Consider the following 25,498-nt stretch of genomic DNA (forward strand, 5'->3'; position numbering starts at 1 on the left):
ATGCAATGCATAACACATACTTTATGTTTGCATCATAATTAACCGGCTTGGTTTTTTCTTTAAAAAAACGATTCAAGTAACAAATAAATCATTAATTAATGATTGTTATTTTTTTGTGAATGTGATTCATTCTCCCCTATTTTTTCCAATGCGCTATCAATATCAACTCCCATTTTTACTAATTCGATACGGAATAACCAAGATATTATTTGCATAACATCCTCTAATCCTCTTTCATCGATAAAACTGTCATTTTTATATGAACGCCATATTTGCCTTGCTAGGACTATGTCTCTAATAACAGGAATACCTTGTTGTTCCGCGTATTTAACAATTGCTTTTGCTTGCGAACCTTTACTTTTAGAGAATAAAAAGGGTAATGGTGCAATATCCGAGTCATAATAAATAAGTAATGCAATATGCGTTGGGTTTGCCATTACGAATGTTGAATTACGAACGTTTGACTTAACCTCTTCCGACAGTAATTCCTGATGCATCCCTCGGCGTGCACTTTTGATATGAGGGTCACCCTCATTATCTTTATATTCCTTTTTGACCTCTTGCTTTTCCATTTTTAAGTTTTTAATATACAAAAAGAATTCAGCTATTGCGTCAACCAATATAATTATTAGAGCGACAGCAAGAAAAACAACAATAAATGTTATACACAGACTAACCCATTGACTAATCATTCCATTTATCATCGTTCTGTAGAGCATAAAAATATCTTTGCGCCAAACAATAAAAAAGACTAATGTTGATACAATAAAGACAATTAAATACAAAACAGCCTTAATTAATTCCTTCAATGAATTCAATGAAAATATTTTTTTAAACCCTGCAATTGGATTTAATTTTGCAAAGTCGAGTTTAATAGCTTCGCTAGCTAATCTAAAACGACTTTGTAATAAAGAAATTATCGCACCAGATAAAAAACAAGCAAATAACACCGGTAAAACAACGCTTAAAAAGATAGTGAAAAATTGCCAAAGTAATGCATCAATTTTTATCTCCGTTGGATGTAAAAATATTTTACGCATTAACCCACCGAGCTCATATAAACTAGAGAGCCCTTCTATCACAAATGCACTAACTACTAGCACAATTGCAGCAACACTATCTTTACTTTTAAAACTTTGTCCTTTCTTTGCTGAGTCTTTGATTTTTTTATCGGTAGGCTTCTCTGTTTTTTCAGCCATATTTATACTCGTAGCAATTAAGAGGAAATAAATACATCTCGTAGTGGTGAAATTGAAATCATATTCACTAATATGTCAGGAACTTCATTATGGAAATAAAGCAGAAATACACAAAATGCGATGATTGATTTTATTGCCAAAGATAATGAAAATGCATTTAGTTGAGGGCAAAAACGGGAATATAACCCTAGAGCGACCTCTGTAATAAATAATGTCACTAATATTGGAGCTGTCAAAACAACACCATTAACAACCATTTTATTTAACCACTCCCCTAAGGGGAGGCTATTAAATGAAGTAAATCCATGAGCAAAGGGTAATAATTGATAACTTTGTGCAAATATATTAGCGAGTTGATACATGCCTCCCTGAGCTAAAAACACCATACAAGTAATATGACTCAATAAAACTGCCAGCTCTGATGCTTCTGAACCACTCGCCGGGTCGACAATACTGCTAATCGTTTCACCACGCTGTGCATCGATTAACTCACCAATAACATTAGCTATCATAAAAGGTAAAGCTAATATCAATGCTAATACGAGCCCAATCGAAATTTCATAAATAAAGACATCAATGAAGTTAATTTCATCCCATTGTATGGCATGAGAAGAAAAAAAAGGCCATAAACCTAACGCAATATACGCCACCACACAGTTTTTAATAATTCCACCATTGAGCAGTTTATTACTTAAAAAAGGAAGTAAAAACATGACTGGTGCAATTCTCAGCCAAGCTAACGCTATTTTTATCAACCCCTCTTGAAAGACAAAATAGAGTGAGGACATCAGCGATAGCATTTCCTGGTTCATCCGAATAGCCCAATAGCAGGGATCGCTGCACTTAAAGTTTCTAATGCAAAATTCATCACTTTATCGGCTAACCAACCTGAGATCATAAAGAGCGAACCAAAAACCGCTAATAATTTTATGCCAAAAGGTAATGTTTGTTCTTGAAGCTGCGTGACGGTTTGCAGTAACCCTACCAATAACCCCACAGTAGTAGCTACTATCACGGGTATTGCTGATAATAAAACGATTAATAGCATCGTTTTATTACTTAAATAAACGATTTGATCCATAGTATTATTCGCTTTAATGCTGTGCTAATTCAATGTATTGCATTACCAATCCTTTAGAAATCAGCGACCACCCATCGATTGCAACAAATAGAATTAATTTAACTGGAATCGAAATTGTCACTGGGCTCATCATCATCATACCCAGCGCCAATAAAATGCTGGAAATAACCAAATCAACCACAACAAACGGCAAGTAAATATAAAAACCAATTTCAAAAGCCGATTTAATTTCGCTTAATGCATATGCGGGTAACAAAGAAAATAATGTAGCTTCACCCTCATCAGCCGCCACTTCCTCTTCGCTTCGGCCTTGTTGTATTGATTCAAAGAAAGTGACTAACTGCGGGTCTGAATATTTTTTCAAATAAGCTCTGTATCCCCCTAGTCCATTCTCAACAAAATTATCGATTGATTGAGCATTACTAAAATCAACCGGCTCTTGCCGCATATGATTATTCACATCCTGTAATACTGGCATCATCACGAAAATAGAAAGTAGCAACGCGATACCATTTAATACCATAGTAGAAGGAACTTGTTGAACCCCCATCGCATTACGTACCATAATTAATACAATCGAGATTTTTAAATAACAAGTGCCCGCAGCAATAATAAATGGCAATAATGTTGAAAAGGCGATAATTACTAATAATGGAATTCCTTCTGGTATTGTTGGCATATTAAACTCTTTTATCACCTAAACTCACAACATGTGTGATTTCTAACCCTAGCTCATCACTATTGCCAATATAAATAAGTTCCCCTTCGGCTATAAGTTGTTTGTTGGCATAAACTTTAACTTCACGTTCTTTATTTTCACCAATAGAATAAATATAACCAGGCTCCATCTTTGAAAGCTCATCAACAGTAATATCGGTATGTCCTAAAACAAAGGTTAATTTAATATTCATATCTTTTACATTAAAGGGACGTACAGCTTCTTGCACTTCATCTTCTTCAGGAAGTACACATTCACTTTCATCTTCTGGCGCCACTAATTCTTCAATCATAAATAGTCCTTCTTCTTGCTTTTGATATCGTGCTAATGTCTGTCCTGTAACAGACATATTTAACTGTAATTGTTGGATACTCAGCACATCTCGTAATTCTATGGTTTGCAAAAGTTTGGCGCTAATATAGCTATATCCCAATATCCAATCAGCTTGCAATTTCAAATGGCCAACTATCTGATTCGTTTGTTGTTTTTTTTCTAAACCTTCAATTGGCTCTGCTAATAATACTTCCCCAAGGTTAGTCTCCTTGACGATTAACCAAGGCTGGTAGTTAATACGCATATCATCAACTATCTCGACAGATTCACAACGGAAATCCTGGGAGAAAAATGTAATTCCGATATATTCAGAGGCAAATAATTCGCATAACTGATTGGTTGATAATAAATTCCATGCATAATGAACGAGTTTAGGCCAACGATAATGACACCAACTTTCAACTGCAACTAATGCGTTTATTTTCTGTGTTTCACTCACAAGCGATAATTTGAAATAAGGAATACTGCGGTTAGCTTGCTTTATTTGTGCATTAACTAGGTAACATTGCTGCCAAATTTTAAGTTGTTTTTCTTGAGAACTGATCCGTCGAATCTTCAACATAATTAATCTTCTTCTTGCTGTTGGTCATGCTGCTGTCTGTTTCGCTGCTGCTGGCGTTCATCTTCACGTCGGATCTGCACGCTGCTTTCATGGTTCAATAAATGTTTATTTTCATTCAATGCCAACTGGACGTCTCGGCTCGCTGTCGAAGCAATGAACTCCCCTTTAGATGCCAATTCAAATGTCACTGAGGGGCTACTTTGCCACTGATTAAAGGTATAAGTGAGACTACGCCCCATCGATTTTGGCTGTTTGTCTTCACCTAAAAGTGGATTATTTTCCATAAGTTCTGGCGCTTTATGCACCTCTTGCTTCTGTTGCACAACCTGTAGTGGTACAGACGGTCGCATTGCCTCATTTAATGTTGTTGCCATGATATTGGTAGAAGGATCTATTTCTTCTACAGATGAAATTTGTGAAGATGTCGCCGCCGCTTGCGCTTCATTAGAGAAATGGTGTGTAGGTTTTTCAGATAATGAAATTTGCTTATTATTATCTAAAGTGGTGATCCTCTGTGATGCTGCCGGTAGCATAAAGGGCTCCTTTTCTGCAATAACGAACTCAAGCTGTGCGTCAACATGATGAGCGCTATTATCTTTAATACCTTGCTTAATACCCTGTTGATCATCCACCTGATGGGATACTAACTGCTGCCCCAGAAGGGAAGAATTATTTTTTAATGCCCCATCTTTCAATCGGTTATTTGTTCGTGGGAACATATTTAATGAAGTGGTATCAGATGAACTAATTGGTCGATGATGAATTGGCTTTAATAGCTCTTGACCAATTTCCTGTGGATTTACGGGTTTAATTACGGTTTTTGCTGCATGTTCAATATGTGGTTGTTCAGTTTTTATCTGTGGTTTTAACTGTTTTAATGTCGGCCTTAAAGTATTCTTAGACGCTAACTCCGCCAACGAACTTTCTACATTGAGCTGAGTCTTTTCACTTAATTGAAATTTATTTTTTTCGTATTGAACTGAATTATCGCTAACTTTTCCCTTTGCTCGCTGCGGGATATTCTGTAATGGAAAACCAACCATCATAGTGTTATATAATGGAGTCTCATCTTCGTCAGTAATATTCTGTTCAGCTGAAATGTTCGGCGTCATCGGCAAGTTATTATCAACGGTAGGTGTGCTAGTAATGAGATTAGTATCAAAGTTATTATCAGCTACTAGGTTATAAGAAATTTCAACTTGGTCCTCAGTAAGTGAATTACTCTGTAATTTAATATTCGCATTATTATCTACGATTAATGCACCTACATTTTCGGCTTGGTCCATAGTCGTCAAATGAGGCAATGGGTTAATATCTAAATTATTGTTCTCCGTAAATAGATAGTGATTTATTAACGGCTCGGTCTCTTTAATATTTAATTCTTTGTTTTGTTCTGCCGTTTGGTTGCCTTCACCAATATATGCGCTTTCTTTCCAGGTAATCAGTTCTTTCGCTAAGTCGCTCAATTGCGATATTTGTTGCATAGAAGAAAGAGCTACCGGTAGAAAAATAGATATATCCTTTTGTTGATTTTGACTTTTATGATTGAACAACTTCATCATATTTTTGTCACTCACTAGCTTCGCCATTTTTTTTGTTATATTTTGATGGCTAAATTCAGTGGTATTATATGTTGATGACATTGCTTTTCCCTCGATAACTACATGAGGTACTTTGTCATTTGAGCTCGCTTTTATTACTGACATGTACGAATAACTCCTCAATTTCATTTTGTTGCTGAAGTTCTGATTTTAACCTTCTTGCTATACGTTGCTGCTTGAGATAATTTCGGAATTTCTCGCACTTATTGCGTAAAATAAATGCTCGTTTAGCAATTTCAGACTGCAGTATTTTATTTTTTGATATTTCAACGGCTAAGGTTTCTATTTGAAATTCAAATTGAGCAATTTCGGATAGAACCACAGCCTTCAATCGCTGCCGTTCCCAAAAAGCGATTCGGCTTAATTCTTCTGATTTTTCATAAGATGTGGTCTGTGTCGCCAGAACTAAAATACGCTGGCGAATATCCATACATTGTTGTTGCTGTTGCTTTATTATTGAATTTAATTGCGATTGTTCTTGTAATGTCCGGTCAAAACGTCGCTCAGTTAAAGCCAATAAATTAGAAATCATTAAGACGCCAATTCATTGAGAATGTTTAACATATTGTCGAAATTCATTGGCTCATCCATGGCTTGTTTTAAGAAACCTTCAATTTGCTCTTTTTTATCTAAAGCGCGGTCATTTTCATGGCTTTCTCCACGTTGATATTCACCTAACTCAAGGTAAAGCTGAATTTGTTCAAGCCTTGAGATCATGTCACGCAAATCAATTGCACACCGACGATGTTCCGGTGTAGTCACTTTTTGGAATACGCGGCTAATACTGTGTAAGATATCAATCGCAGGATAATGTCCACGTCCGGCCAATTTGTGACTCAAGTAAATATGGCCGTCCAGAATTGAGCGAATTTCATCACCAATCGGGTCAGCTTCTTCTTCACTTTCTAATAACACCGTATAAAAAGCGGTAATCGAGCCATGTTTTAGTTGCCCTGGGCGTTCCAACAACATAGGAAGCTGTTCAAAAACAGAAGCAGGATAACCACGCCTAGCAGGTAGTTCTCCGGTAGCCAAAGCCACGTCTCGCAACGCACGCGCATATCGAGTCATGGAATCAACGTACAGCAATACATTACGACCACAGTCACGAAAATATTCAGCAATCGTAGTCGCAAGTAACGCGGCATTACATCGCTCAATTGGTGGGCTATCTGAAGTCGCATAAATTAAAATGGTCTGTGCTGCATGAGGTGACTCTTTTAATTCTTCAATAAATTCAATAACCTCTCGACCTCGCTCACCAATTAAAGCAACGACATGAATATCCGCATGAGCATGGTTGATGATCATGTTCATTAATGAGGTTTTACCGCTACCTGCAGCGGCGAAAATACCAATTCGCTGACCTAAGCCACATGTCAGTAAGCTATCGATGGCACGCCCCCCTGTTACCATCGGTTCAGCAACAGGCCGCCTTTGTGTAACACTCACTGGAGGGCTATCAATGCGCAGTAATTTCGTATTGAGTAACATTGGCTCAGAAAGGTTTTCACTCAACGTACCAACTTGTTCACCTGCCGCATTAAAAATTTTACCTGCTAAATGTTCACCCACTTCAAATACAAACGGATAACCGCTCGGGCGAATAACCACTTCTCGTGTTAAACCTTGAGCACGACCGATTAGACTCAGTACCGTGAGCCCTTCTTTAAAACCAACAACCTGTGCTTTGGCAATAACATTTGGCTGCGCAAGAGAATGCTCAATAAAACAAATCTCACCAATAAATACGCCTTGTAGTGGGGCTTCAATTAGGCACCCATGAATGCGCGCAGGATGCGCGCAGAGATCAAATAACTTCATAATAGATTAAGAAATTAGGCTGTTAAGTTCATTTGCACGCTCAAAGAATTCTTCAAAACTATCTGCAAATAATTGAATATTATTTAAAGCTGATTCTTTTAAAACGGCAGAAAGGACATAAGCATCATCCACAATATTCAATGCCGGTTGGCCTGGATAAAAATTATTTGGCGGGTATTCTAATAATGATTTTAATAAGGAAGCACTAACCGCATCTAAATGGCTATAGTTACAATTATCTAAACTACACCAAATGATAATATCGTCTGTAGATAGGTCAATATTAATTTCAGCAAAACCATGCATTTCAAACTGAATATTAGAATGACAATCTAATTGAGAGTTAACTAGGTCACTACGTCCCATAGAATTTAAATATTCATTTAGCATTTCTATAAATCTATATTTCATTGGTATTCCTTATATTTTAGGATATTTTAATTATTCAATACTGATAGTTATATTGAATTCGGTTGCTTTATTTGTTAATAAAGCCGATTTTTTGATTATATGGTTTTGACCACATTGACTTTGACCATTTCAGAAACTTCATTAAAAGAAAGTACTTCTAACTCAGGAAAACGGCCTTCTAAGATTTTTTTGACAAAACGACGAATATCAACAGGCACTAAAATGTTCACATCCCTAACTGATAAATAACTATTTTCTAAAGCAAACTCTGCTGCCTGTATCAACTCATTAGTTTTTTCTGGCTCAAGATGTAAGTATACTCCACCGGAAGCCTGCCTAATCCCTTGACGTATAGTGTCTTCTAGCTCTGAGTTAATCATGAGAACATTCAAACGCCCATCTACAGAAAAACGAGATGAAATGTAGCGTGCCATTGCACTTCTTACGTGCTCGACTAACATTAAGCTATCTTTTTCTTTTGGCACCCACTGCACTAAGGTTTCTATAATCAATTTCATATTACGAACTGATATTTTTTCCATTAATAAGCGTTGAAAAACTTCGGTTACTTTTTGTACTGTGGCATGGCGATAGCACTCTTTCAGTAATTCTGGGTATTTTCTTTCAAGATCATCAAGTAAGTTTTTCGTTTCTTGAATACCGAAAAATTCATTAATAAATCTCAACAACAAACTACTTACACAATCAATGGCTTCTGTCACATCGTCTCGAGCCATTAGACCCAGCTGCTCAATGTTGGGTAGGTCTTTTTGTTCAAACCAAGTACTCACCGAACCATATTCATCCGTAAACTTAGTCAATGACATACCAAGGTATTCAGGTTCGTCATTGATAGTCAGTAAACGATACCCATGGAAATAGATATCATATTCTCCTGCTTTAATTTCATTAATGAGTATCACCATTTTATTTTCAGGTAGAATAGGTGAATAGTTAACGGCAATATCAGGAATCCTATACCCATAACGAATAAAAATATCCTTTTTCATTCTGGATAAAAATTTATTATCTTCTAAATGTTTTTTATATTTTTGATTAACAGAAATGATAATCGGTAATGTTTCCGGGATATATTCATCTTCAACATCACTATTTTCTCTTTGAGTTTCACCTTCCGTCACATCTGAATTAATAATTTCAGCTTCACTATTCGCTGTTTTTTGCTTATTTTTTTGTTTTTTTAAATACCTGAAAGTAAATAACCCAATAAGAACCCCGGATAATAGTAAAAATATCATAGTTGGAAAACCAGGCAAAAAACCCATAGAGAGTACAATAAATGCCGTAATTAATATCGTAAAGTCATTTGCAAATAACTCTGAAACAATATTTTCACCTAAGTTCTTATCATTACCACCTACTCGAGTCACAATAAAACCAGCACTGATAGAAATGAGTAGTGCAGGGATTTGAGCGACTAAACCATCACCGATAGTTAATAAGGAAAAAGTATTTAGTGCAGTTGAAACATCCATACCCTGCTGAGCTGTACCAACAGATATCCCTCCAATTAAGTTAACAAAAATGATGATAATGCCCGCGATCGCATCCCCTTTAATGAATTTCATCGCACCATCGAAAGAACCAAACAATTGGCTCTCTTTTTCAAGGTCGCCACGCTTCTCTTTAACTGTCGCCTCATCAATCACACCAGCCCGTAAATCCGCATCAATACTCATTTGTTTACCTGGCATTGCATCGAGAGAGAAACGGGCTGCCACTTCAGCAATACGTTCAGAACCTTTCGTAATAACAATGAACTGTACAATGGTGACAATGGCAAATACCACCATTCCAACCACTAAATTGTCTTGAATAACAAATTCACCAAAAGTAGCAATAATATCCCCAGCATCTGCTTCTAGTAAAATTAAGCGGCTGGTACTAATTGATAAAGCTAATCGAAATAATGTACTTATTAATAAAATAGAAGGAAATGATTGAAAGTTTAATACCCGAGTTATATAAAAAGAGCTCATAAAAATGAGTACAGATATCATAATGTTTAAGCCAATTAATAAATCGACTAATATAGTTGGCAATGGAATGATCAACATCGCAATAACCATTACCATGATAACTAATACCATCAATTCTGGACGATTACGGATTTGTAATAAAAATCCGGTGATACTTTTCATGGGATAATTTTCCTATCGCACTATGGCTTTCGGTGTAATATTCTCTCTTGCACCATAATTTGGTCCATGAGTTCTTTTAATTTTTCAATAAGTTGGTCTCTTGCTTCCGTTGACTGAAAGACAGTGATAGGAATAACTGCAAAAGCCAGTAATAATAGTTGTAAAAACCTGCCACACATATCCGAAGTCATGACTTTCAGTTTTTCAGAAATAAAATCGATAACCACTGTTTCAAAATCAATCTGACTACGAATGCCACGGGTAAATAATTGACTGAGCTCTTTTTCAATTTTTGATTTGTTTGATTTTTCATTGAGCCGAAAAAAACCAGATTGAAAGAATTGCTGGCAGAATACATAATCTAAAGATTGCAGTTCTCGTAACCGACCAACACGATTAAAAAAACTTCCAAACTCACTAATATTTAAGTCACCTAATGGTAACGCTTGCAAATCACAAGCTAGTGCTCGCCCAAGATAACGCATCATATTTTCGCGCTCTTGAATTTCCATTTCCTCAACCCATTGTTCATATAAATAAACAACAGGCCCGTCATAAGTGATAAACTCACGGTACACCGAACGTAAATTCCCAGCACTAAAATGTAATTTTTCAGCAAATGCTTTTGCGATTAATGCAACGTTAATTCCTGCTTGTGTATGACGCTTAGTATCTTCTGCTTGCAATAATTGTTCTAAAGCTTCAAGATTTTCAATTTGTTCTTTTTTTAATTTTTTACGATTAATTAATGCAGCAAGTACCATTAGTAAATCACTAGGATCAGTAAAAAACTGCAATAAAAATGCCCGTAATTGCTTTGGTGTCATCAGTTGCTTATTAAGCAGGCCTTCTATATGCAATACTTTGTCATCTGCATCTTTATCCAAAATGCGTTCGGCAAATTGCATCCATTCTTCTTCGCTGCCCTTCTTAGAACTTCCTCGGCGTACATGGCTTGCCGCTAACATCGACATCGATGCATATTCACTAGAGCTATCAATGACACCAGCACCACGTGCTACTTCATCGGAGTCATCACTACTGCTACTCACAGGTGCACGACTTTTGTTTTGAGTATTAACTGAAAAACGGTTATTAAAACTCAGTGGTGTTATTGCCATGACTCACTCATGTATTGTTGAAGAAATTGGACCGTACCGTGCAACTGGCTATCATGGGTGGTGATCCGCGTCTTTTCAGAAAATTGTCGCCCATCCCATCCTTCATTTTCATCCAATAAACGCGGCTGGATTAAAAATAAACGAACCATCTTCTGTTGATTAGTCGATGAATGACTAAATAACCCTCCCACATAAGGAAGATCGCCTAAAAAAGGAATTTTGCTTTCATTTTCAACATATTGCTCACGTGTATAGCCACCGATAAGCAAACTACTGTCTTTTGCAATACGCGCAACTGTGTTAATACTGGTTCTGTTAACGGCAGGTAACCCTTCTACACTGGAGGTTTTCCCTGTGCTATCGCGGTTTTCAGCACCATCTTCAATATTGACTTCCATTTCTACATTATTACCCACGGAAATACGCGGCATTACACTCACCATGGTCCCATATGTGACCTGCTCAAGAGTCGCAATACGCTCCCCTTGTAATTTGGCGTAAAAACTGGTGTTGTTATCAAATAAAGCAGGAATGTTTTCTTGGGTTAATAACACGGGGCGAGAAACAATGTGCCCGTTACCCGTTTTATTTAATGCATCAATCTGCAATAAAAATTGTTGGCTGTTTGATAGCGTGCTTCGGTTAAATGAGATCGATCCAGTACCTGTACTAAAAGTACCAATTTCCCAGTTCACGCCAAGATTATCGAGCTCTGAGCGAGTAATATCTATAATCCACAAAGATAACTCTACCTGCCGGCGGCGCATATCTAATGTATTAACTAATTGGCGAACATAACGAATTTGCTCTTGGCTACCTTTAACGATCAAGCTATTGCTATCAGGGTGTGCTACCAAAGAAAAAGCGCTGTTAGACGGTTTTTTTGTTACCATCATCGGCTTATTCCCTGAAGATGGTGAGTCACCAATTGGTGTATCCATTAATTCGTCTATCGAATCTCCTGTTGGATTAATCGGTGTTGGTGGTGGTTGAATATGTAATATTTCATCTGGTGAAGCTCCCTGTTTAAACAAAGAATTAATGACTGTTAATAAACCAGGGATCGTAATATTTTGGCCACGTAATGAATAACTTCTATCCGTTACCGATGCGTGTTTTAATGGAATAATAGCCACTTCACCGCTAGATAACTCCTCTTTCCTAATCTGTTCTGCAAGATATAAAGATGCGGCTTTAATTAGTTCAATATACAGCGGCGGACCCGAAACAAATAATAACCGTTCACCTTCTTGTGAACGTACAGGAAACCGCGAGTCATAAATTCCATTTCGTTGAATATAATTAAGCAACTGGTTACTACTGACATTATTTGTTGGAATAATTGCGCTACGCATTTCACTATTATCATAAATATAAATACTCGCACCATCGTCATACCACACTAATGCAATTCTCCGAGTTAGTGCTTTGAACATTTCATCTGCATTAGCTAAATTAAAATTACCAGTCACTTTTTTTTGAGCTGCTAATTTGCTGAGAATAATTGGCTTATTTAAACGTTCAGCAACGGCATCGAATACCTTACCTACTGCAATATTATTTGCGACAAAGGTATCGTGGTTTTTTGACTGTGTAACTGGTTCTGCCACAATAATTTCAGCTTGGGCCGAATAGAAACTCATACTCAGTAAAAACAGTGTTAAGCCTAACACTCGATTTTTTTTACTGCTCATATAATGTTGCTCCAATATGCCTAATTTCTGATGGTGTTAGGCCTAACTCTTTTTTAATATCATTAGTAAAATGAGATGCTGAACAATAACCTGCTTCAAGCCCTACATCTAATATTGAATCATCACTTTCAATTAGCTGTAGAATTGCATTAGCCATACGAACACTCATAATTTTCCGCTTTGCCGTTTTATTAAAGTTTTCTCGATAAAGCTGTCTAAAATAAGAAGCTGATATACCATAACGTGCACATAACTGATTAATATTGGCGTTTTTATTCTCTTGAGCTGAAGAGAGAATAAATCGCATCATTCCATAGGCTTCGTACCGCCTGAGTATTTCACACCAGCTATCAAATACAGGATGATTTCTAATAATTAAATCAATCACTACATTTTTTATTGATACCATTAATGAAAAGTCTTCAATTAATTCGATATATTCATTATTGTTATTTTCATCAGCTTCCAGCTTTTTCTTTTTCGCAAGAAATGCTTGCCCCATTGCGGTATCAATAACTGCTAAAATTTCGACTAATTCTGATAAATCCATTGAGTATAACTTCCAATTTGACTTATCTAGTGCATTCCATTCATTTTCTTGGCAAATAAATATAGCCTGACGTTCTATCAAAATATTTAAATTTGAATATATAGATTTATAAATAAAAGGCGTTGTGACTCTTTTCGGTATAGCCAAGACCAATTTGTCTTGTAATGAAAAATCACAGCCTCTACTTTCTAATAATGTTGCAATATCTTTATTTGACATTATATATAGGCCTTATCCACGTAATGTTGTGTACACAGAGTGAGCGATAAGGAAAAAAGCCTCAAGGGAATACTCAGGAATCACTCATACTTTCTATTACAAGCTAAAGGTGTGAATGAATAAGATCAATTCAACTGACAATAAAAACATTTCTTGATTTACTTGCCACCAATAACGAGAACCAGCCAATCCATAATAAAATGAATTTAATTCCATGAGATTATCTTTATGAGTGATACAAATAGCCGCACATGTATAGTAAAAATTGCTAGCGGCCCAATGACCGGCCAAGAATTAATGGTTAATGCAGATAACAATCTGATTATCATTGATAACGGCTTAGATTATAAAACTGACATCAATGATGATGGTTTCACAACCTACTCCATTCCAAGCGATGGCACTGCCTGCGAATTTTCAATTATTACTGCAAGTCAACACTCTGAAAGTGGTCTAGCCATTCAACTAAATGATAATGGATTAAGTACCGAGATCCCTATTGTTTTTCAGCAGCTGCTTTTAGCAGATATTTTTCCTATTGTGATCAAAATGCAGGATACTGAGTGGCAACGCCCTCAAATACCTGAAACCTTACAGACTTCAGAGGCTGAAAATCCATTACCTATCGTTAAAACTAAAGTAAAAAAACCAGCTAAGCAAAAATCAAGCCTTTTTAATAAACAAACTATGTTGGTCTTTTTCTTGACTCTATTTTCAATATTTGTTGTTTACACTATATTTCAATATATTCCAGCACAAAGCACCGAGAAAAAAGTAAAAGCATTAGAACAAATACTTCAAGGTAGTCAGTATCCTATTATCGTAACCCAAGGTACTAGTAATGAAAGCCTTATCCTAGTAAAAACACAGCGTGACTCTGATTGGAGTATGCAGCACCTGGTTAAAGCTAAATACAATGAAAAATTCTCAATTAAAATAGTAAATAAGCTTGAGCAAGAAATTGAAAATAAACTTATTGAAACAGTACCAGACACATTAAAAGTAGAGCTTACCAATCCATGCAACCCAATAATCGTGACTATAGATAACAACAATTTAATTAATAAAGAAAAAAATATTGATAAGTTACTTTCTAGCTATTTTAGTTGCTATATAAAAAGTGAAATAAAAAAAATCAGCTTTGGTGAATTATTACAAAAAGCAGAGTTGGGATTAACAGAAAGCAATGTTCAATGGCGTAAAATAACTAAAGAAAATAAAGTTATTTTTATCATAAAAGACAGTTTAAATGACAATCAAACTGCTTCTTTAATTAACTTCACAAATTCATTTTATAAGCAATGGGGAGATAATCATATTCAATTCTCAATCTCCCTTGCCAATAATGAGCTTGTAGGTAAATCATTTGTCACCAATGCTAACGGCTATATTTTATTAGGCAATAACCATTGGTTTTTTAATTCAATCAATTTTTAATTAACAACCCGTTAATTAAAATAGTTTTTCAAATAAAGAGGAAACAAAATATGGCAGTAATTCCAGGTTTACATGTCGATGGAAAATGGGTTGCATCCGATCTAGAAAATTTAGGTACTGGCAAAAATAATATGGGTATGATCTATCGTACTTCGGCCAGTATTAGCGATAAAGCGAAACAATTCGGCGATGAGTTAAATACAATTCTTGCCGATGCCAGTTTAGAAGTCGATAACCCACTGGTATTGGCGAAAATCACCGCTATGAGTGGTAATTATAATATGGCGCGTCAATTACAAAGTAACTTTATGAAATCCATTAAAGATACTGACCAAGCTCTTATTCGTAACGTTTAATATTCAATAGAGCATCATTCACGATGATGCTCTACCTTCACTTAGGAAATACATTATGTCGCCTATTACTTCAAATTTATCGATGATAAATTCCACAGAGATAGCCTCAGAGATACCGTCATCAATCCCCATTGCCGATAAAGTTAAAGAGTTTTTTGCTGAATACAGCGCATCGACGAACCAAGAAAGAACTGCATTAATGAATAGTGTCAATACCATTGACCCAAGTAACCCAGTTCAATTACTGCAATTTCAAAATCGTGTCGGTAAATACAGCCTTGCTATGAATATGATTAGCACACTAACACATAAAAGTGTTTCTGCGATTGATACCGTTTTAAAAGCTCAATAAGCCATGAATATTTTAAAAAAATTTATCTTAATTAGTTTTATTGGCTTATTAATGGGGTGTGATAACCAATTATTACTCAGTCATTTAAGCCAAAGACAAAGTAACGAAGTATTAGCCATACTCCAAGAGCATGGTGTTGAGGCTACGCGTAAACAAGATAATAAAAACGGAGATTCCATTCGTGTTCAACCAAGTGACTTTGTTATTGCGGTAGATTTACTGCGCCAATATAACCTGCCCTCAAAAGAACCAGTGGAAATTATCCAAGCATTTCCTGGTGACTCTTTAGTGGCCTCACCACAGGCAGAACGTACCCGCTTGCTTTCTTTAATTGAGCAGCGCCTTGAGCAATCGCTACTTACCATCCCTGATATTATTAACGCACGTGTGCATGTTAGTTATCCATTAAATGGCAATAATCCGACTAAGCAAATGCAAAATGTTTCCAGCTTGGTGACCTATTCTGGGAGTGAAGATTCTCAAATGATGATGCATAAGATCAAACTGTTTCTAACGAACAGTTTTGCTGAAGCAAATTACGATAATGTCTCAGTCGTGGTCGTCAATCGCCCGCCGTTGCAATATCAAGTTAAGCCTGAGCCTGAACATACATTTAACCCAGTCATAATCGGCTCAATTATTGCTGCAATGATCATTCTTTTGACTATTTTACTGTTACTGTGGCGCCAGCTAAGTAACAAAAAATCAGCAACTAATCTGGTAGGGAAACCTGTTGATGACAGTGCTGAATAATCTACTCATTACACAAGGAAATATTTTCCTCGCTCCGGGATGTTATTTTCATAGTGAATTTAATGGGGTTGGATATAAAGACTTTCCTCCTATACTGCAACGTAAACATAACCAGCAATTGATTCAGCAATACGCATTGCCTTTACCTAACGAGAAAACGCCCTTGTTACCCAAAGTATTATCTGAACATTGGGCTTTATTACCAGAGGTAGCGTTAGGTTTAGGGATTTTGTTACACGCTGAACCGCTTCCTTGGTGGGTTGAACTTTCCAAATATCGTGTCTTACATACACGCTTGAGCCGCCCACTTTGGCAATCAGAAAATCAACCTACAACTTCACCACAGGTATTAACTGCCCTTGGGGTACAACAATTATTGATGTGTTTAGCCCCCTTTGGCACCGCTTACACCCTTCGAGCTAAATATATGTTTAGTCTTGAAACTCAGCAACTTATACCGTCATCAGTAAAAACGATGCTACCTTGGAATACTATTGAAGAGACATGCCGTTATGTCAGAGAAAATACCCCAGAATGTTAAACAGACAATGTCTGAAAAAGTCTTGATCAAATATCAAGCATTAAGTGCCGATAGATACCACAAAACTATGACTCAACAAGCTCAAAAAAAGGCAAGTGAGTATTACCAACAAGCGAAACAACAGCAAGAAACTATCTATCAAAGTGCTTATCAGCAAGGTTATTACGACGGCATTAAACAACTATTAACTGACTTTATTCACGTATTAGAAACCAGTGAAATTCAGTACCAAGAAAATACCAGTCAAAGCAAAGAACAGCTGATGAAAATATTGAATGACATTTTTGGTAATAATGAGCTACAAGAGATGGTTGCTGTTTATTTTGAAAAGCAATATGCAAAAGTGACAAATACCACATTATATCTACCAGCAAAAATGCAAACTCGTATTGCCCAAAGCGGCTCTGATATGAAATTGTCAACCGCTGCTGATAATACAATCGCCTTAGAGGTTGATAATAAAATTACCTATTTTTCCCCTATTACCGCCTCTAAAAATATTTTTCCTCATGTATTTTCTGTTCCAACACAATGCCAAATTTTAAAAATGCATAAAAAGACCTATCAAAACTTAATAACCACAATAAATTCAATACAGGAAGAACACAAAGATGCTGGTCAATTTACAAGCTAAGGCTATCAGTCCTCAACATAGCAGATCTCAAATTCACACTGAAAACATTCAAAATAAAATGACTTCATTATGGCAGAAGAAAAATATTGATAGTAAAAAAATAGATTTTTCCCCTAAAGAAAAAAATAAAATTAACAAGTTTATTGATGAACTTAAGTCAAAAGAAGATAGAAAAGTATTTTTTCTCACGTATTTAAGACGATGATTACATTAGGTAGAGATGAAAAACAAAACTTTATTACCGGTGTTAGTCAAATATTACAATCATCAAGTGACCCTGAGCTAGTTTCATTAAATAAAAAATTTAATCGCTCGCTCAGCCATTATATGGCTATCAGTTTGATGAGTGCTCCTCTTAGCAACCAACTTCGTCATAATATGACTAACATTAATTTAGAGGGTAACGATAATGAGGAAGACGAACTACTAATCTAACATTAAATTTCTCTACCCCCTTATCATTTACTTATTTCCCATCGACTAATATTTATAGGTTTGGTATGTTTTTTTAATATGCTAAGCCTATTTATTTGACAAAAATAAATAAATATAAAAAATATAAATAAAAATTGATATATACAACCCGTGAATATAGTTTAAATTCTCCCCATCAAAACACATGAACTCAATATCAAAAAACGATTTTATTTTCTAAATATTCTGACTAGCCTCGTTTTTTTATATTGGAATACATTTCATCAACAGTTAGTATAGGTATAGATTATGACCGATTTATCAACAATAGATAATTTTATGGATAACATTGACTATAGTGAAAAAGAATCAATGATTCTCTTGTCTGGGCATGTAGTATATGACCCACTCAAGCGAACACTTTCGCGTGAAAAAAAGTCGTTAACCTTTCAGAAAATGAATCATGCCTTCTTAAATTATTACTAGTAAAAACAAATAGTAAAAGAGAAGTTATGTACGAGATTTGGGAAAAAAGAGGCACTATCGTGACTGAAAGTAGCTATTACAAGCTAGTCAGGCAATTGCGACAATCCTTTAAAAAAATTGATCTAGATGAAAATTTAATTATGACTTTACCTCGCATTGGTATTTTATACACAGGGGAAAAATCAGAAATGCCGATGCTTTCTAAATACGATGCCAAGAAAAGTATTTACACCTATATGCGATATTTTTTTCAGAAGATTTTTATTCGTTAATCACTATAATTAGATTTCGCCAAAGAGAACATTTAATGTTAAATATTAACCCCAACTTTTCAAAAAAACACATTTTTTCAATATTCATATTTTTTATAACTTTCATGCTATCCGCTTGTAGTAATAATTTAATGAGTTATTTTACTCAAACTCCCACTTATCATATCAATGGTAATATTTATTCACATTCTTACGATATTCCTGAAAATGCCACAATCACACTGTCGTTGACGTCAATACTACAGAATGAAAACAATGCAAAGTCTAATCTTGATTACAGTTTCAAATCACAAAGTGCAGGACGTAGTATCGCATTTACCGTCGCTCTTCCTGAAGAATTTCAATCCAAACGATATACCTTAGGAATGAGTGCAAGAATTGAAAAAGATGGTGAATTAATCATGATGAGTAATAAATTGAGCCCAATACCTGAGAACTTATCTGAAATAGTACTACTTCCGGTGGCTGCCATTCAGCAATAGTAACACTCATTTCATCAAGACCAATTAAAAATATTCTATCCCCTCTTAATGGGGAATTATATTTACCGGCACTCATTGAGTTCTTCTAATAAACGCGGAAAATCTGCCACCGAGCTTTCAATGGCTCGTTTTGCCAAACTTTCTAGTGCGCTAAATAGCTGTTCAGCCTCTTGTTCTGGCAAGTCCGCTGCTAAATAATCATTCCACTTATTTAGTTTGTAATTTAACTCATTCACAATCGTTTTGCCGCGTGATGTCAACGAAACATGATAAACCCGTTTATCAACTAAACTATTCGTTTTAGCAACCCACCCCTTAGCTAAAAATTTGCTCACTCCTCGAGTCGTTACTGATTTATCCACAACCATGGCTTTTGTAATCTGCTCTAGGGTTGACTCATCATACTGATCAATATGCAAAATCATCAAACACTCAATGGCATTGATACCATAAGGCTCCCCCATCCACTTCATATAATGATGAGCAGCTCGGCTTATCACCCCAAACACTCTGGCTTGCTCTGTACGCATAATGCCTCTTTAGTTGATTTTATCAACTAATTAGTTAATAATTACTGTGACTTTAGTTGATATTATCAACTAATAAACCATTTAACACGCCAAATTTACTCATACTCAATGCTACAAAACATCACTTTTTTGCACCGTTTAGGGTTTAATCCTATACGCTTTCGTTTTGCGGTGATTACGGCTTGTGCCTCAATTGCTGCTCTATTTATTGCTCAATATTTGCAGCTTGTTCACCCACAGTGGGCAGCCATGACCGTCTGGGCCTCTGCACAACCTTGGCGCGAAAACTTACTGGAAAAAAGTTGGTGGCGTTTCGCGGGAACAGTCATTGGCGTGCTAGTTGGCATAATATTAATTCAACTACACATTATCAGCCCGCTATTATTTATCGTAGGGCTGGCATTATGGTTAGGAGCATGTAGCGGTATTGGTCAACTGCAAAAAGGCTTTGTGGCCTATGGTACCTTTTTAGCGGGTTATTCAGCAGTCATGGTCAGCATGCTAAGTGTCCACATGACAGATAACCTGTTTATGGTCGCTTGGGATCGGCTATGGACTATCCTTGTTGGCGTTCTTTCCGCAGTAGTTTTCAATTTTTTATTTACACCAAAACGTGAACAAGAACCCGTTATTACACTTAAAAACCAGGTTGATACACTATTTTATCAAATTTTGCATCGCACACTTGAGAAAAAAAAACCAATTAAGTCACAGGAAATTGACCAACTCTGGCAAGTGATGACAAGTTATGAGGAAATTCTAGAAACGAATCGCATCGGCTGGCATTACCACCGTAAACAAGTTGCTAAAGCACGTCAAAAGCTCATGTTTCAAAGCCAGATATTATTGCATTTAGATAAATATCAATCTATCGCTCCCTTTTATTTTCCTGCGCAAGAGCCCGCTGACAAAGAGTGGAAATATATTTTATCATTATGCCCCAATGGTGTACTTAAAATGCTTTTAGTCCCGTTTTACTATGCTACTTTAGGTAAATCAATCAAGAAGATAAATAAAACTGACAAATTAAAACTCCACCAAGATAAAATTTCCGCATGGCAATCTTTCACTCGTTCTTTTGTTACAATAGGCGCCGTCGGTGTTTTATGGTTCTGGACACAATGGCAAATGTTGGCTTACCTCATTCTCGGCCTTTCCGTGATGTTGGCTCTATTCGCTTCCCTTGATCACCCCGCAAGATTCATGAAAAATATTTTCACAGGGCAATTTTTTGGTGCCATTGCCGCATTAATCTGCACATGGTACTTGTGGCCTTTTGCCTCTTCATCATGGCAGATGACCTTTTTCATTATTCCAGTGATTATTAGCGGTGTTGTCATTTTTTCTCATAATCGCCTGATTTTAATTGCTTTTGATTACATTATGGTCTCTTTAATTTTGCTGCAACCAAGCTATCCTTTTACGCTTTCACTCACTCAAAGCATCGGTAATGCCATTGCGATTGTTTCCGGCCCATTAGTTGCAATGGCCGCTTTTGCGTGGGTTTATCCCACCAGCCCTAAAAAACGTTACCAGCAATTAATTTATCTTTCAGAACAGCAATTTAAACAGGGAATTACAGCTCTAATCCAAAGCCATAAACCATCTACAACTCAGTTTATCCACCGCTTATTTAGTGGATTATTACTAGCAAAAAAAGCAAATTTCTCGCCCTCACCTATATTCGATTTTTTTATCACTCGGCAAAGCATTTGGCTGTACCTACTTATTTTACAAAAGCAATTTGCACATCATGCATCAAAGAAAAGAGCCCTTATTGCACTTGAAAAACGTATTCAACAAAACCGGTTTGATTTGAAGAAAATTTCCACACTATTTCGGCATTTACAACGTAACGAAAGTGATAACGAAGAGCTTGAGCAACTCGAGAAATATGTGAAACTCTATATGAAAAAGGAATATTGCCAAAAATAAGGCAAGAAATAATCTGAGTTTAACCAATTATCTAAAGATAAATATCCCTATACATGGAAAGCCAAAGAAATGTTGTTTGCTAATAACTACGATTTGAAATTTGCTGACGGGCTACAGCTTATTATTAATGGATTAGAAAATTAAGATTCTAAGGGCAGCATTACGATGCCCTTAATACTTTATTTCAGGCCTAGTCGTTTAGCTAGTCGATGTAAGTTAGCAATATCTAAAGATAATTCTCTAGCACATGCAGACCAATTGTGATGGTTTTGTTCCAGTACTTGTGTAATGACTTTACGCTGAAAGTCATCTGTTGCTTCACGTAAGTTTTTAGTTAATGGTATTACTTTCTTTGAGGTTTCCGTAAACTCATACTCATTGTTATCAAAGATAAAATATTGAGGCTGTAAGATAATATCGCCAGTGTCAATTGAGGCACGAGCAAGAACAACAGCACGATGAATCGCATGTTCCAATTCACGTACATTGCCAGGCCATGAATAGTTGAGTAAATACCGTTGTAATGAAGAACTCAGTACCACACTAGATAAGCCAAAACGCTGACGATATTGCTCACAAAAATATCCGGCTAATAAAATAATATCTTCACCACGTTCCTTTAATGGGGGAACAAGTAGAGGAAACACGCTTAAACGATGGAATAAATCTGCCCTAAACCGCCCCTCTAATACTTCTTCACGTAGATCACGATTAGTTGCCGCTAATACACGGACATTAACGCGTAAACTGCGGTCATCACCAACACGTTGAATATCACCATATTGCAATACTCGCAGTAATTTTGCCTGTAATGCTAATGATAACTCTCCAATTTCATCTAAAAATAAAGTGCCATTATCCGCCATTTCAAATTTACCACTACGGTGACTAATTGCTCCCGTAAAAGCCCCTTTAACATGGCCGAATAATTCACTTTCTGCCACGCTCTCAGGTAATGCCGCACAGTTTAAATAAATAAGAGGATACTCTGCTCGAAGGGATTTTTCATGAATGGATTTAACAACTAATTCTTTTCCTGTTCCCGTTTCTCCGCTAACCAGAACATTTAATTCTGACGCAGCAACAATATCGATTTCCTTTTTTAATTGTTGCATACGAAGAGATAAACCGATGATTTCGGTTTCTCCTGAAGGTTTAAATCGTATAGGTTTACCCGACAATATATTTTGGTTTTCAAGCTGTTCAATAAGTAATGCATTATTTAATGCCCCAGCAGCTAATGCAGCAATTAACCTAAGTGACTCATTGCTAAATGCATCGAATTGATCAGGTTCCATGCCATCTAATGTTAATGCACCAATAAGATTTTGCCCCGCATACAAAGGTAAGCCGACACAAGCATGGACTTTTAGATGCTGATGATGAGGAATTAACCCATCGTATGGATCAGGGAGCTGGCTATCCGCAGGAAAACGTACTACATCGCCAGCTCTTGCAATTGCTTCAAGCCGAGGGTGTCCCGCCAAAAAGAATCGGCGGCCTAAAACATCAGCCATTAATCCATCAATTGCTAAGGGAATAAATTGACCTGGTTCATAGCGCAATAACGCACAAGCATCGCACCCTAATGATTGCCTTAATGTGGTAATCAAACGCTGAAACCGATCTGCATGTTCCATACCATCTTGTAACTCTATTGCGATCTTTGCTAATGCTTCAACAGAAAAACCCATGATCTACTCCCCATAGTCAATTTGACAACAAGTATAGTCATAATGACGATTATTGATACAGTCATTATGACTATACATTAAAAATATTTATTTAAATTTATCTAAAAATCAATTGGTTAAATATTGGCATGAATATTGATTATATCTTCCTATACTTTAAAAAATACAGGATAAAATTAATATGGCGATTCATGTAAAAAATAATATTCATTGGGTGGGTCAACGTGATTGGGAAGTACGTGATTTTCATGGAACCGAATATAAAACATTAAAGGGAAGTAGTTATAATAGCTATTTAATCCGCGAAGAAAAAAATGTACTTATTGATACTGTCGATCATAAGTTTAGTCGTGAATTTGTTGAAAACTTACGCTCACAAATTGATTTAAATGATATTGACTATATCGTGATTAACCACGCAGAAGAAGATCATGCTGGTGCATTAACTGAATTAATGCGCTTTATTCCTAATACCCCTATCTATTGCACCGCTAATGCTATTGATTCAATAAATGGTCACCACCACCATCCTGAGTGGAATTTTAAAATCGTTAAAACAGGCGATACGCTCAATATAGGTAACAATAAGCAATTGATTTTCATTGAAACTCCAATGCTACATTGGCCTGACAGTATGATGACTTATTTTACTGAAGATGCAGTGCTTTTTAGTAATGATGCTTTTGGGCAGCACTATTGTGATGAGCGATTATTTAATGATGAGGTCGACCAAAATGAATTATTTGAGCAATGCCAGCGCTACTATGCCAATATTCTTACACCATTTAGCCGCTTAGTAACGCCAAAAATAAATGAAATTTTAGGCTTTAACCTACCTGTCGATATGATAGCCACGTCACACGGGGTCGTATGGCGTAATAACCCAAATCAAATCATTGAATTATATTTGAAGTGGGCAGCCGATTACCAAGAAGATCGCATCACTATTTTCTACGATACCATGTCAAATAATACCCGTTTAATGGCGGATGCAATCGCTCAAGGCATCAATGAAGCCGACCCTAACGTCGCCGTTAAAATATTTAACGTTGCACGCAGTGATAAAAACGACATTATTACTCATGTTTTCCGCTCCAAGGCGGCGTTGGTCGGTACCTCAACCATGAATAATGTCATGATGCCCAAAATAGCAGGTATGCTTGAAGAAATTACTGGCTTACGTTTTTTAAATAAAAAAGCCGCTGCTTTTGGGAGTTTTGGCTGGAATGGTGGCGCTGTTGATCGTGTTCAAACACGTTTGATGGATGCCGGTTTTGATACCGCATTATCTTTAAAAGCAAAATGGAAACCAGACACAAAAACATTAGATGACTGCCGTGAGTATGGACGTAATATTGCTCGCCAATGGGCATTACCTGCATAAATTAACTAACAAAGTAGCATCAGAATTTTATGATTTTTTAGAGGATACCTCATATGCAATTTAGAGATAAAACACTTGGACAGCTCGCATTATCTATTCCTAGAGCCTCTTCTTTATTCCGCCAATATAATATGGATTACTGTTGTGGTGGAAAACAGACTCTCAGCCGTAGTGCAGAAAAATTAAATTTAGATATTGACCTATTAGAAAGCCAATTAGCTAAATTAGCCACAGAAACGTTAGAAAAAGACTGGCGTAAAGCACCGCTCGGTGAAATTATCGATTTTATCATTGTTCGCTATCATGATAGGCACAGAGAACAATTACCTGAGCTTATTTTACAAGCACAAAAAGTTGAACGCGTTCATGCAAATAAGCCAAGCGTGCCAAAAGGTTTATCAAAATACTTAGAAGCATTACTGGAAGAATTAACTAGCCATATGATGAAAGAGGAACGCGTTTTATTCCCTATGATAAAAAACGGAATGGGTCGAAATGCAGCAGCGCCAATTAGCGTGATGGAACAAGAACATGATGATGCTGGTGATATCTTAGAGGCTATTAAAGGCATTACCGATAATGTCACACCGCCACCAGAAGCCTGTACTACCTGGTGTGTGTTGTATAATGGTATCAATGAACTGATTGATGACTTAATGAATCATATTAACCTAGAAAACAATTTATTATTCCCAAGAGCACTCGCTGGCGAATAAACACATAACGGCCTATTTATATAATAGATAGGCCGTT

27 protein-coding genes and 2 pseudogenes are annotated in these 25,498 nt (G+C 36.3%); 14 read left to right on the top strand and 15 right to left on the bottom strand.

Annotated elements, in window-relative coordinates; all coding sequences use genetic code 11:
* Positions 1-95 precede the first annotated feature (95 nt).
* The 13 genes from PR767_RS16430 to PR767_RS16490 form a co-directional block, all read right to left on the bottom strand.
* Positions 96-1,199, bottom strand: coding sequence for an EscU/YscU/HrcU family type III secretion system export apparatus switch protein (locus PR767_RS16430; RefSeq protein ID WP_267689943.1), 1,104 nt, complete (start codon positions 1,197-1,199; stop codon positions 96-98).
* Between the two features lie 17 nt (positions 1,200-1,216).
* Positions 1,217-2,011 carry a type III secretion system export apparatus subunit SctT gene (gene sctT, locus PR767_RS16435; RefSeq protein WP_272520622.1) on the bottom strand — a complete coding sequence of 265 codons (795 nt, stop codon included), beginning with the start codon at positions 2,009-2,011 and terminating at the stop codon, positions 1,217-1,219.
* Complete coding sequence (gene sctS, locus PR767_RS16440) at positions 2,008-2,280, bottom strand: type III secretion system export apparatus subunit SctS (protein ID WP_004266181.1); 273 nt, start codon at positions 2,278-2,280, stop codon at positions 2,008-2,010. Before sctS ends, sctT begins: the two co-directional genes overlap by 4 nt.
* Positions 2,281-2,293: 13 nt before the next feature.
* Positions 2,294-2,950, bottom strand: a complete 657-nt coding sequence (locus tag PR767_RS16445; RefSeq protein ID WP_272513474.1) for an EscR/YscR/HrcR family type III secretion system export apparatus protein — start codon at positions 2,948-2,950, stop codon at positions 2,294-2,296.
* A gap of 10 nt (positions 2,951-2,960) precedes the next feature.
* A complete protein-coding gene (locus PR767_RS16450) occupies positions 2,961-3,893 on the bottom strand; it encodes a FliM/FliN family flagellar motor switch protein (RefSeq protein WP_272520623.1) in 933 nt (310 codons plus the stop codon).
* A 2-nt stretch (positions 3,894-3,895) separates the two neighbouring features.
* Positions 3,896-5,599: a SpaN/EivJ family type III secretion system needle length determinant gene (locus tag PR767_RS16455; RefSeq protein ID WP_272520624.1), complete on the bottom strand. Its 1,704-nt coding sequence runs from the start codon at positions 5,597-5,599 to the stop codon at positions 3,896-3,898.
* Positions 5,571-6,026: a hypothetical protein gene (locus PR767_RS16460; RefSeq protein WP_004266186.1), complete on the bottom strand. Its 456-nt coding sequence runs from the start codon at positions 6,024-6,026 to the stop codon at positions 5,571-5,573. The genes PR767_RS16455 and PR767_RS16460 overlap by 29 nt, the downstream gene beginning before the upstream one ends.
* Positions 6,026-7,318 (bottom strand): type III secretion system ATPase SctN, encoded by a 1,293-nt coding sequence (gene sctN / locus PR767_RS16465; protein ID WP_272520625.1) that lies wholly within the window; start codon positions 7,316-7,318, stop codon positions 6,026-6,028. The genes PR767_RS16460 and sctN overlap by 1 nt, the downstream gene beginning before the upstream one ends.
* A gap of 6 nt (positions 7,319-7,324) precedes the next feature.
* Positions 7,325-7,729 carry a type III secretion system protein gene (locus PR767_RS16470; protein WP_004266188.1) on the bottom strand — a complete coding sequence of 135 codons (405 nt, stop codon included), beginning with the start codon at positions 7,727-7,729 and terminating at the stop codon, positions 7,325-7,327.
* 95 nt (positions 7,730-7,824) lie between these two features.
* The gene (locus PR767_RS16475; RefSeq protein ID WP_004266189.1) at positions 7,825-9,891 is read right to left on the bottom strand and encodes an EscV/YscV/HrcV family type III secretion system export apparatus protein; all 2,067 of its coding nucleotides are present in this window, start codon (positions 9,889-9,891) and stop codon (positions 7,825-7,827) included.
* A 20-nt stretch (positions 9,892-9,911) separates the two neighbouring features.
* On the bottom strand, positions 9,912-11,012 hold the full coding sequence (gene sctW / locus PR767_RS16480) for a type III secretion system gatekeeper subunit SctW (RefSeq protein ID WP_272520626.1): 1,101 nt from the start codon (positions 11,010-11,012) through the stop codon (positions 9,912-9,914).
* On the bottom strand, positions 11,003-12,706 hold the full coding sequence (sctC, locus tag PR767_RS16485) for a type III secretion system outer membrane ring subunit SctC (protein WP_272520627.1): 1,704 nt from the start codon (positions 12,704-12,706) through the stop codon (positions 11,003-11,005). Before sctC ends, sctW begins: the two co-directional genes overlap by 10 nt.
* A complete protein-coding gene (locus tag PR767_RS16490; protein ID WP_109912320.1) occupies positions 12,696-13,475 on the bottom strand; it encodes a helix-turn-helix domain-containing protein in 780 nt (259 codons plus the stop codon). Before PR767_RS16490 ends, sctC begins: the two co-directional genes overlap by 11 nt.
* 228 nt (positions 13,476-13,703) lie before the next feature.
* On the opposite strand from PR767_RS16490, the gene PR767_RS16495 reads away from it, so the two are divergent.
* The 10 genes from PR767_RS16495 to PR767_RS16540 all read left to right on the top strand — a co-directional run bounded on the left by PR767_RS16495 (position 13,704) and on the right by PR767_RS16540 (position 19,202).
* A complete protein-coding gene (locus tag PR767_RS16495) occupies positions 13,704-14,912 on the top strand; it encodes a PrgH/EprH family type III secretion apparatus protein (RefSeq protein WP_272520628.1) in 1,209 nt (402 codons plus the stop codon).
* A 50-nt stretch (positions 14,913-14,962) separates the two neighbouring features.
* Entirely contained in the window at positions 14,963-15,268 is a 306-nt protein-coding gene (locus PR767_RS16500; protein ID WP_272520629.1) for an EscF/YscF/HrpA family type III secretion system needle major subunit, read from the top strand.
* Positions 15,269-15,323: 55 nt separating this feature from the next.
* Positions 15,324-15,620, top strand: coding sequence for a type III secretion system inner rod subunit SctI (gene sctI / locus PR767_RS16505; protein ID WP_110731501.1), 297 nt, complete (start codon positions 15,324-15,326; stop codon positions 15,618-15,620).
* A gap of 3 nt (positions 15,621-15,623) precedes the next feature.
* Positions 15,624-16,373 carry a type III secretion system inner membrane ring lipoprotein SctJ gene (sctJ, locus tag PR767_RS16510; RefSeq protein ID WP_272520630.1) on the top strand — a complete coding sequence of 250 codons (750 nt, stop codon included), beginning with the start codon at positions 15,624-15,626 and terminating at the stop codon, positions 16,371-16,373.
* Positions 16,357-16,914 carry a hypothetical protein gene (locus PR767_RS16515; RefSeq protein ID WP_109912314.1) on the top strand — a complete coding sequence of 186 codons (558 nt, stop codon included), beginning with the start codon at positions 16,357-16,359 and terminating at the stop codon, positions 16,912-16,914. The genes sctJ and PR767_RS16515 overlap by 17 nt, the downstream gene beginning before the upstream one ends.
* Complete coding sequence (locus PR767_RS16520; RefSeq protein ID WP_162617352.1) at positions 16,886-17,548, top strand: hypothetical protein; 663 nt, start codon at positions 16,886-16,888, stop codon at positions 17,546-17,548. Before PR767_RS16515 ends, PR767_RS16520 begins: the two co-directional genes overlap by 29 nt.
* Complete coding sequence (locus PR767_RS16525) at positions 17,526-17,753, top strand: hypothetical protein (RefSeq protein WP_272520631.1); 228 nt, start codon at positions 17,526-17,528, stop codon at positions 17,751-17,753. The genes PR767_RS16520 and PR767_RS16525 overlap by 23 nt, the downstream gene beginning before the upstream one ends.
* Entirely contained in the window at positions 17,750-17,983 is a 234-nt protein-coding gene (locus PR767_RS16530; RefSeq protein WP_004266200.1) for a hypothetical protein, read from the top strand. Before PR767_RS16525 ends, PR767_RS16530 begins: the two co-directional genes overlap by 4 nt.
* 491 nt (positions 17,984-18,474) lie before the next feature.
* The gene (locus PR767_RS16535; RefSeq protein ID WP_245211145.1) at positions 18,475-18,720 is read left to right on the top strand and encodes a hypothetical protein; all 246 of its coding nucleotides are present in this window, start codon (positions 18,475-18,477) and stop codon (positions 18,718-18,720) included.
* 131 nt (positions 18,721-18,851) lie between these two features.
* Positions 18,852-19,202: a YbaY family lipoprotein gene (locus tag PR767_RS16540; RefSeq protein ID WP_162617353.1), complete on the top strand. Its 351-nt coding sequence runs from the start codon at positions 18,852-18,854 to the stop codon at positions 19,200-19,202.
* Positions 19,203-19,264: 62 nt separating this feature from the next.
* On the opposite strand, the gene PR767_RS16545 is transcribed toward PR767_RS16540, so the two are convergent.
* A complete protein-coding gene (locus PR767_RS16545) occupies positions 19,265-19,732 on the bottom strand; it encodes a MarR family winged helix-turn-helix transcriptional regulator (RefSeq protein WP_110731507.1) in 468 nt (155 codons plus the stop codon).
* A 108-nt stretch (positions 19,733-19,840) separates the two neighbouring features.
* Between PR767_RS16545 and PR767_RS16550 the strand changes: the two genes are divergently transcribed.
* Together PR767_RS16550 and PR767_RS16555 are read left to right on the top strand one after the other, a co-directional pair.
* Positions 19,841-21,667, top strand: a complete 1,827-nt coding sequence (locus tag PR767_RS16550) for an FUSC family protein (RefSeq protein ID WP_272520632.1) — start codon at positions 19,841-19,843, stop codon at positions 21,665-21,667.
* A gap of 36 nt (positions 21,668-21,703) precedes the next feature.
* Positions 21,704-21,811, top strand: a pseudogene (locus PR767_RS16555) (TetR/AcrR family transcriptional regulator C-terminal domain-containing protein); the annotation flags it as partial.
* Positions 21,812-21,846: 35 nt separating this feature from the next.
* On the opposite strand, the gene norR reads toward PR767_RS16555, so the two are convergent.
* Positions 21,847-23,361 (bottom strand): nitric oxide reductase transcriptional regulator NorR, encoded by a 1,515-nt coding sequence (gene norR, locus PR767_RS16560; RefSeq protein ID WP_240105561.1) that lies wholly within the window; start codon positions 23,359-23,361, stop codon positions 21,847-21,849.
* 181 nt (positions 23,362-23,542) lie between these two features.
* Between norR and norV the strand changes: the two are divergent.
* Positions 23,543-24,736: pseudogene (norV, locus tag PR767_RS16565) on the top strand (anaerobic nitric oxide reductase flavorubredoxin); the annotation flags it as partial.
* 62 nt (positions 24,737-24,798) lie between these two features.
* On the top strand, positions 24,799-25,461 hold the full coding sequence (ytfE, locus tag PR767_RS16570; protein ID WP_272520633.1) for an iron-sulfur cluster repair protein YtfE: 663 nt from the start codon (positions 24,799-24,801) through the stop codon (positions 25,459-25,461).
* Positions 25,462-25,498 lie beyond the last annotated feature (37 nt).

It is taken from the genome of Providencia sp. PROV223 (genome assembly GCF_028479245.1).
In the GTDB taxonomy this organism is placed as follows: domain Bacteria; phylum Pseudomonadota; class Gammaproteobacteria; order Enterobacterales; family Enterobacteriaceae; genus Providencia; species Providencia rettgeri.

Bases quoted from the DNA above. Each gene is read 5' to 3' on its own strand.
- PR767_RS16495 (WP_272520628.1), top strand. From the start codon at position 13,704: ATGAGTGATACAAATAGCCGCACATGTATAGTAAAAATTGCTAGCGGC.
- sctT (WP_272520622.1), bottom strand. From the start codon at position 2,011: ATGAACCAGGAAATGCTATCGCTGATGTCCTCACTCTATTTTGTCTTT.
- PR767_RS16550 (WP_272520632.1), top strand. From the start codon at position 19,841: ATGCTACAAAACATCACTTTTTTGCACCGTTTAGGGTTTAATCCTATA.
- sctI (WP_110731501.1), top strand. From the start codon at position 15,324: ATGTCGCCTATTACTTCAAATTTATCGATGATAAATTCCACAGAGATA.
- sctJ (WP_272520630.1), top strand. From the start codon at position 15,624: ATGAATATTTTAAAAAAATTTATCTTAATTAGTTTTATTGGCTTATTA.
- PR767_RS16455 (WP_272520624.1), bottom strand. From the start codon at position 5,599: ATGTCAGTAATAAAAGCGAGCTCAAATGACAAAGTACCTCATGTAGTT.
- sctN (WP_272520625.1), bottom strand. From the start codon at position 7,318: ATGAAGTTATTTGATCTCTGCGCGCATCCTGCGCGCATTCATGGGTGC.
- PR767_RS16450 (WP_272520623.1), bottom strand. From the start codon at position 3,893: ATGTTGAAGATTCGACGGATCAGTTCTCAAGAAAAACAACTTAAAATT.
- PR767_RS16460 (WP_004266186.1), bottom strand. From the start codon at position 6,026: ATGATTTCTAATTTATTGGCTTTAACTGAGCGACGTTTTGACCGGACA.
- ytfE (WP_272520633.1), top strand. From the start codon at position 24,799: ATGCAATTTAGAGATAAAACACTTGGACAGCTCGCATTATCTATTCCT.
- PR767_RS16540 (WP_162617353.1), top strand. From the start codon at position 18,852: ATGAGTTATTTTACTCAAACTCCCACTTATCATATCAATGGTAATATT.
- PR767_RS16525 (WP_272520631.1), top strand. From the start codon at position 17,526: ATGCTGGTCAATTTACAAGCTAAGGCTATCAGTCCTCAACATAGCAGA.
- PR767_RS16530 (WP_004266200.1), top strand. From the start codon at position 17,750: ATGATTACATTAGGTAGAGATGAAAAACAAAACTTTATTACCGGTGTT.
- PR767_RS16430 (WP_267689943.1), bottom strand. From the start codon at position 1,199: ATGGCTGAAAAAACAGAGAAGCCTACCGATAAAAAAATCAAAGACTCA.
- PR767_RS16545 (WP_110731507.1), bottom strand. From the start codon at position 19,732: ATGCGTACAGAGCAAGCCAGAGTGTTTGGGGTGATAAGCCGAGCTGCT.
- PR767_RS16500 (WP_272520629.1), top strand. From the start codon at position 14,963: ATGGCAGTAATTCCAGGTTTACATGTCGATGGAAAATGGGTTGCATCC.
- sctS (WP_004266181.1), bottom strand. From the start codon at position 2,280: ATGGATCAAATCGTTTATTTAAGTAATAAAACGATGCTATTAATCGTT.
- PR767_RS16475 (WP_004266189.1), bottom strand. From the start codon at position 9,891: ATGAAAAGTATCACCGGATTTTTATTACAAATCCGTAATCGTCCAGAA.
- PR767_RS16490 (WP_109912320.1), bottom strand. From the start codon at position 13,475: ATGTCAAATAAAGATATTGCAACATTATTAGAAAGTAGAGGCTGTGAT.
- PR767_RS16535 (WP_245211145.1), top strand. From the start codon at position 18,475: ATGTACGAGATTTGGGAAAAAAGAGGCACTATCGTGACTGAAAGTAGC.
- sctW (WP_272520626.1), bottom strand. From the start codon at position 11,012: ATGGCAATAACACCACTGAGTTTTAATAACCGTTTTTCAGTTAATACT.
- PR767_RS16520 (WP_162617352.1), top strand. From the start codon at position 16,886: ATGTCAGAGAAAATACCCCAGAATGTTAAACAGACAATGTCTGAAAAA.
- PR767_RS16470 (WP_004266188.1), bottom strand. From the start codon at position 7,729: ATGAAATATAGATTTATAGAAATGCTAAATGAATATTTAAATTCTATG.
- PR767_RS16515 (WP_109912314.1), top strand. From the start codon at position 16,357: ATGACAGTGCTGAATAATCTACTCATTACACAAGGAAATATTTTCCTC.
- sctC (WP_272520627.1), bottom strand. From the start codon at position 12,706: ATGAGCAGTAAAAAAAATCGAGTGTTAGGCTTAACACTGTTTTTACTG.
- norR (WP_240105561.1), bottom strand. From the start codon at position 23,361: ATGGGTTTTTCTGTTGAAGCATTAGCAAAGATCGCAATAGAGTTACAA.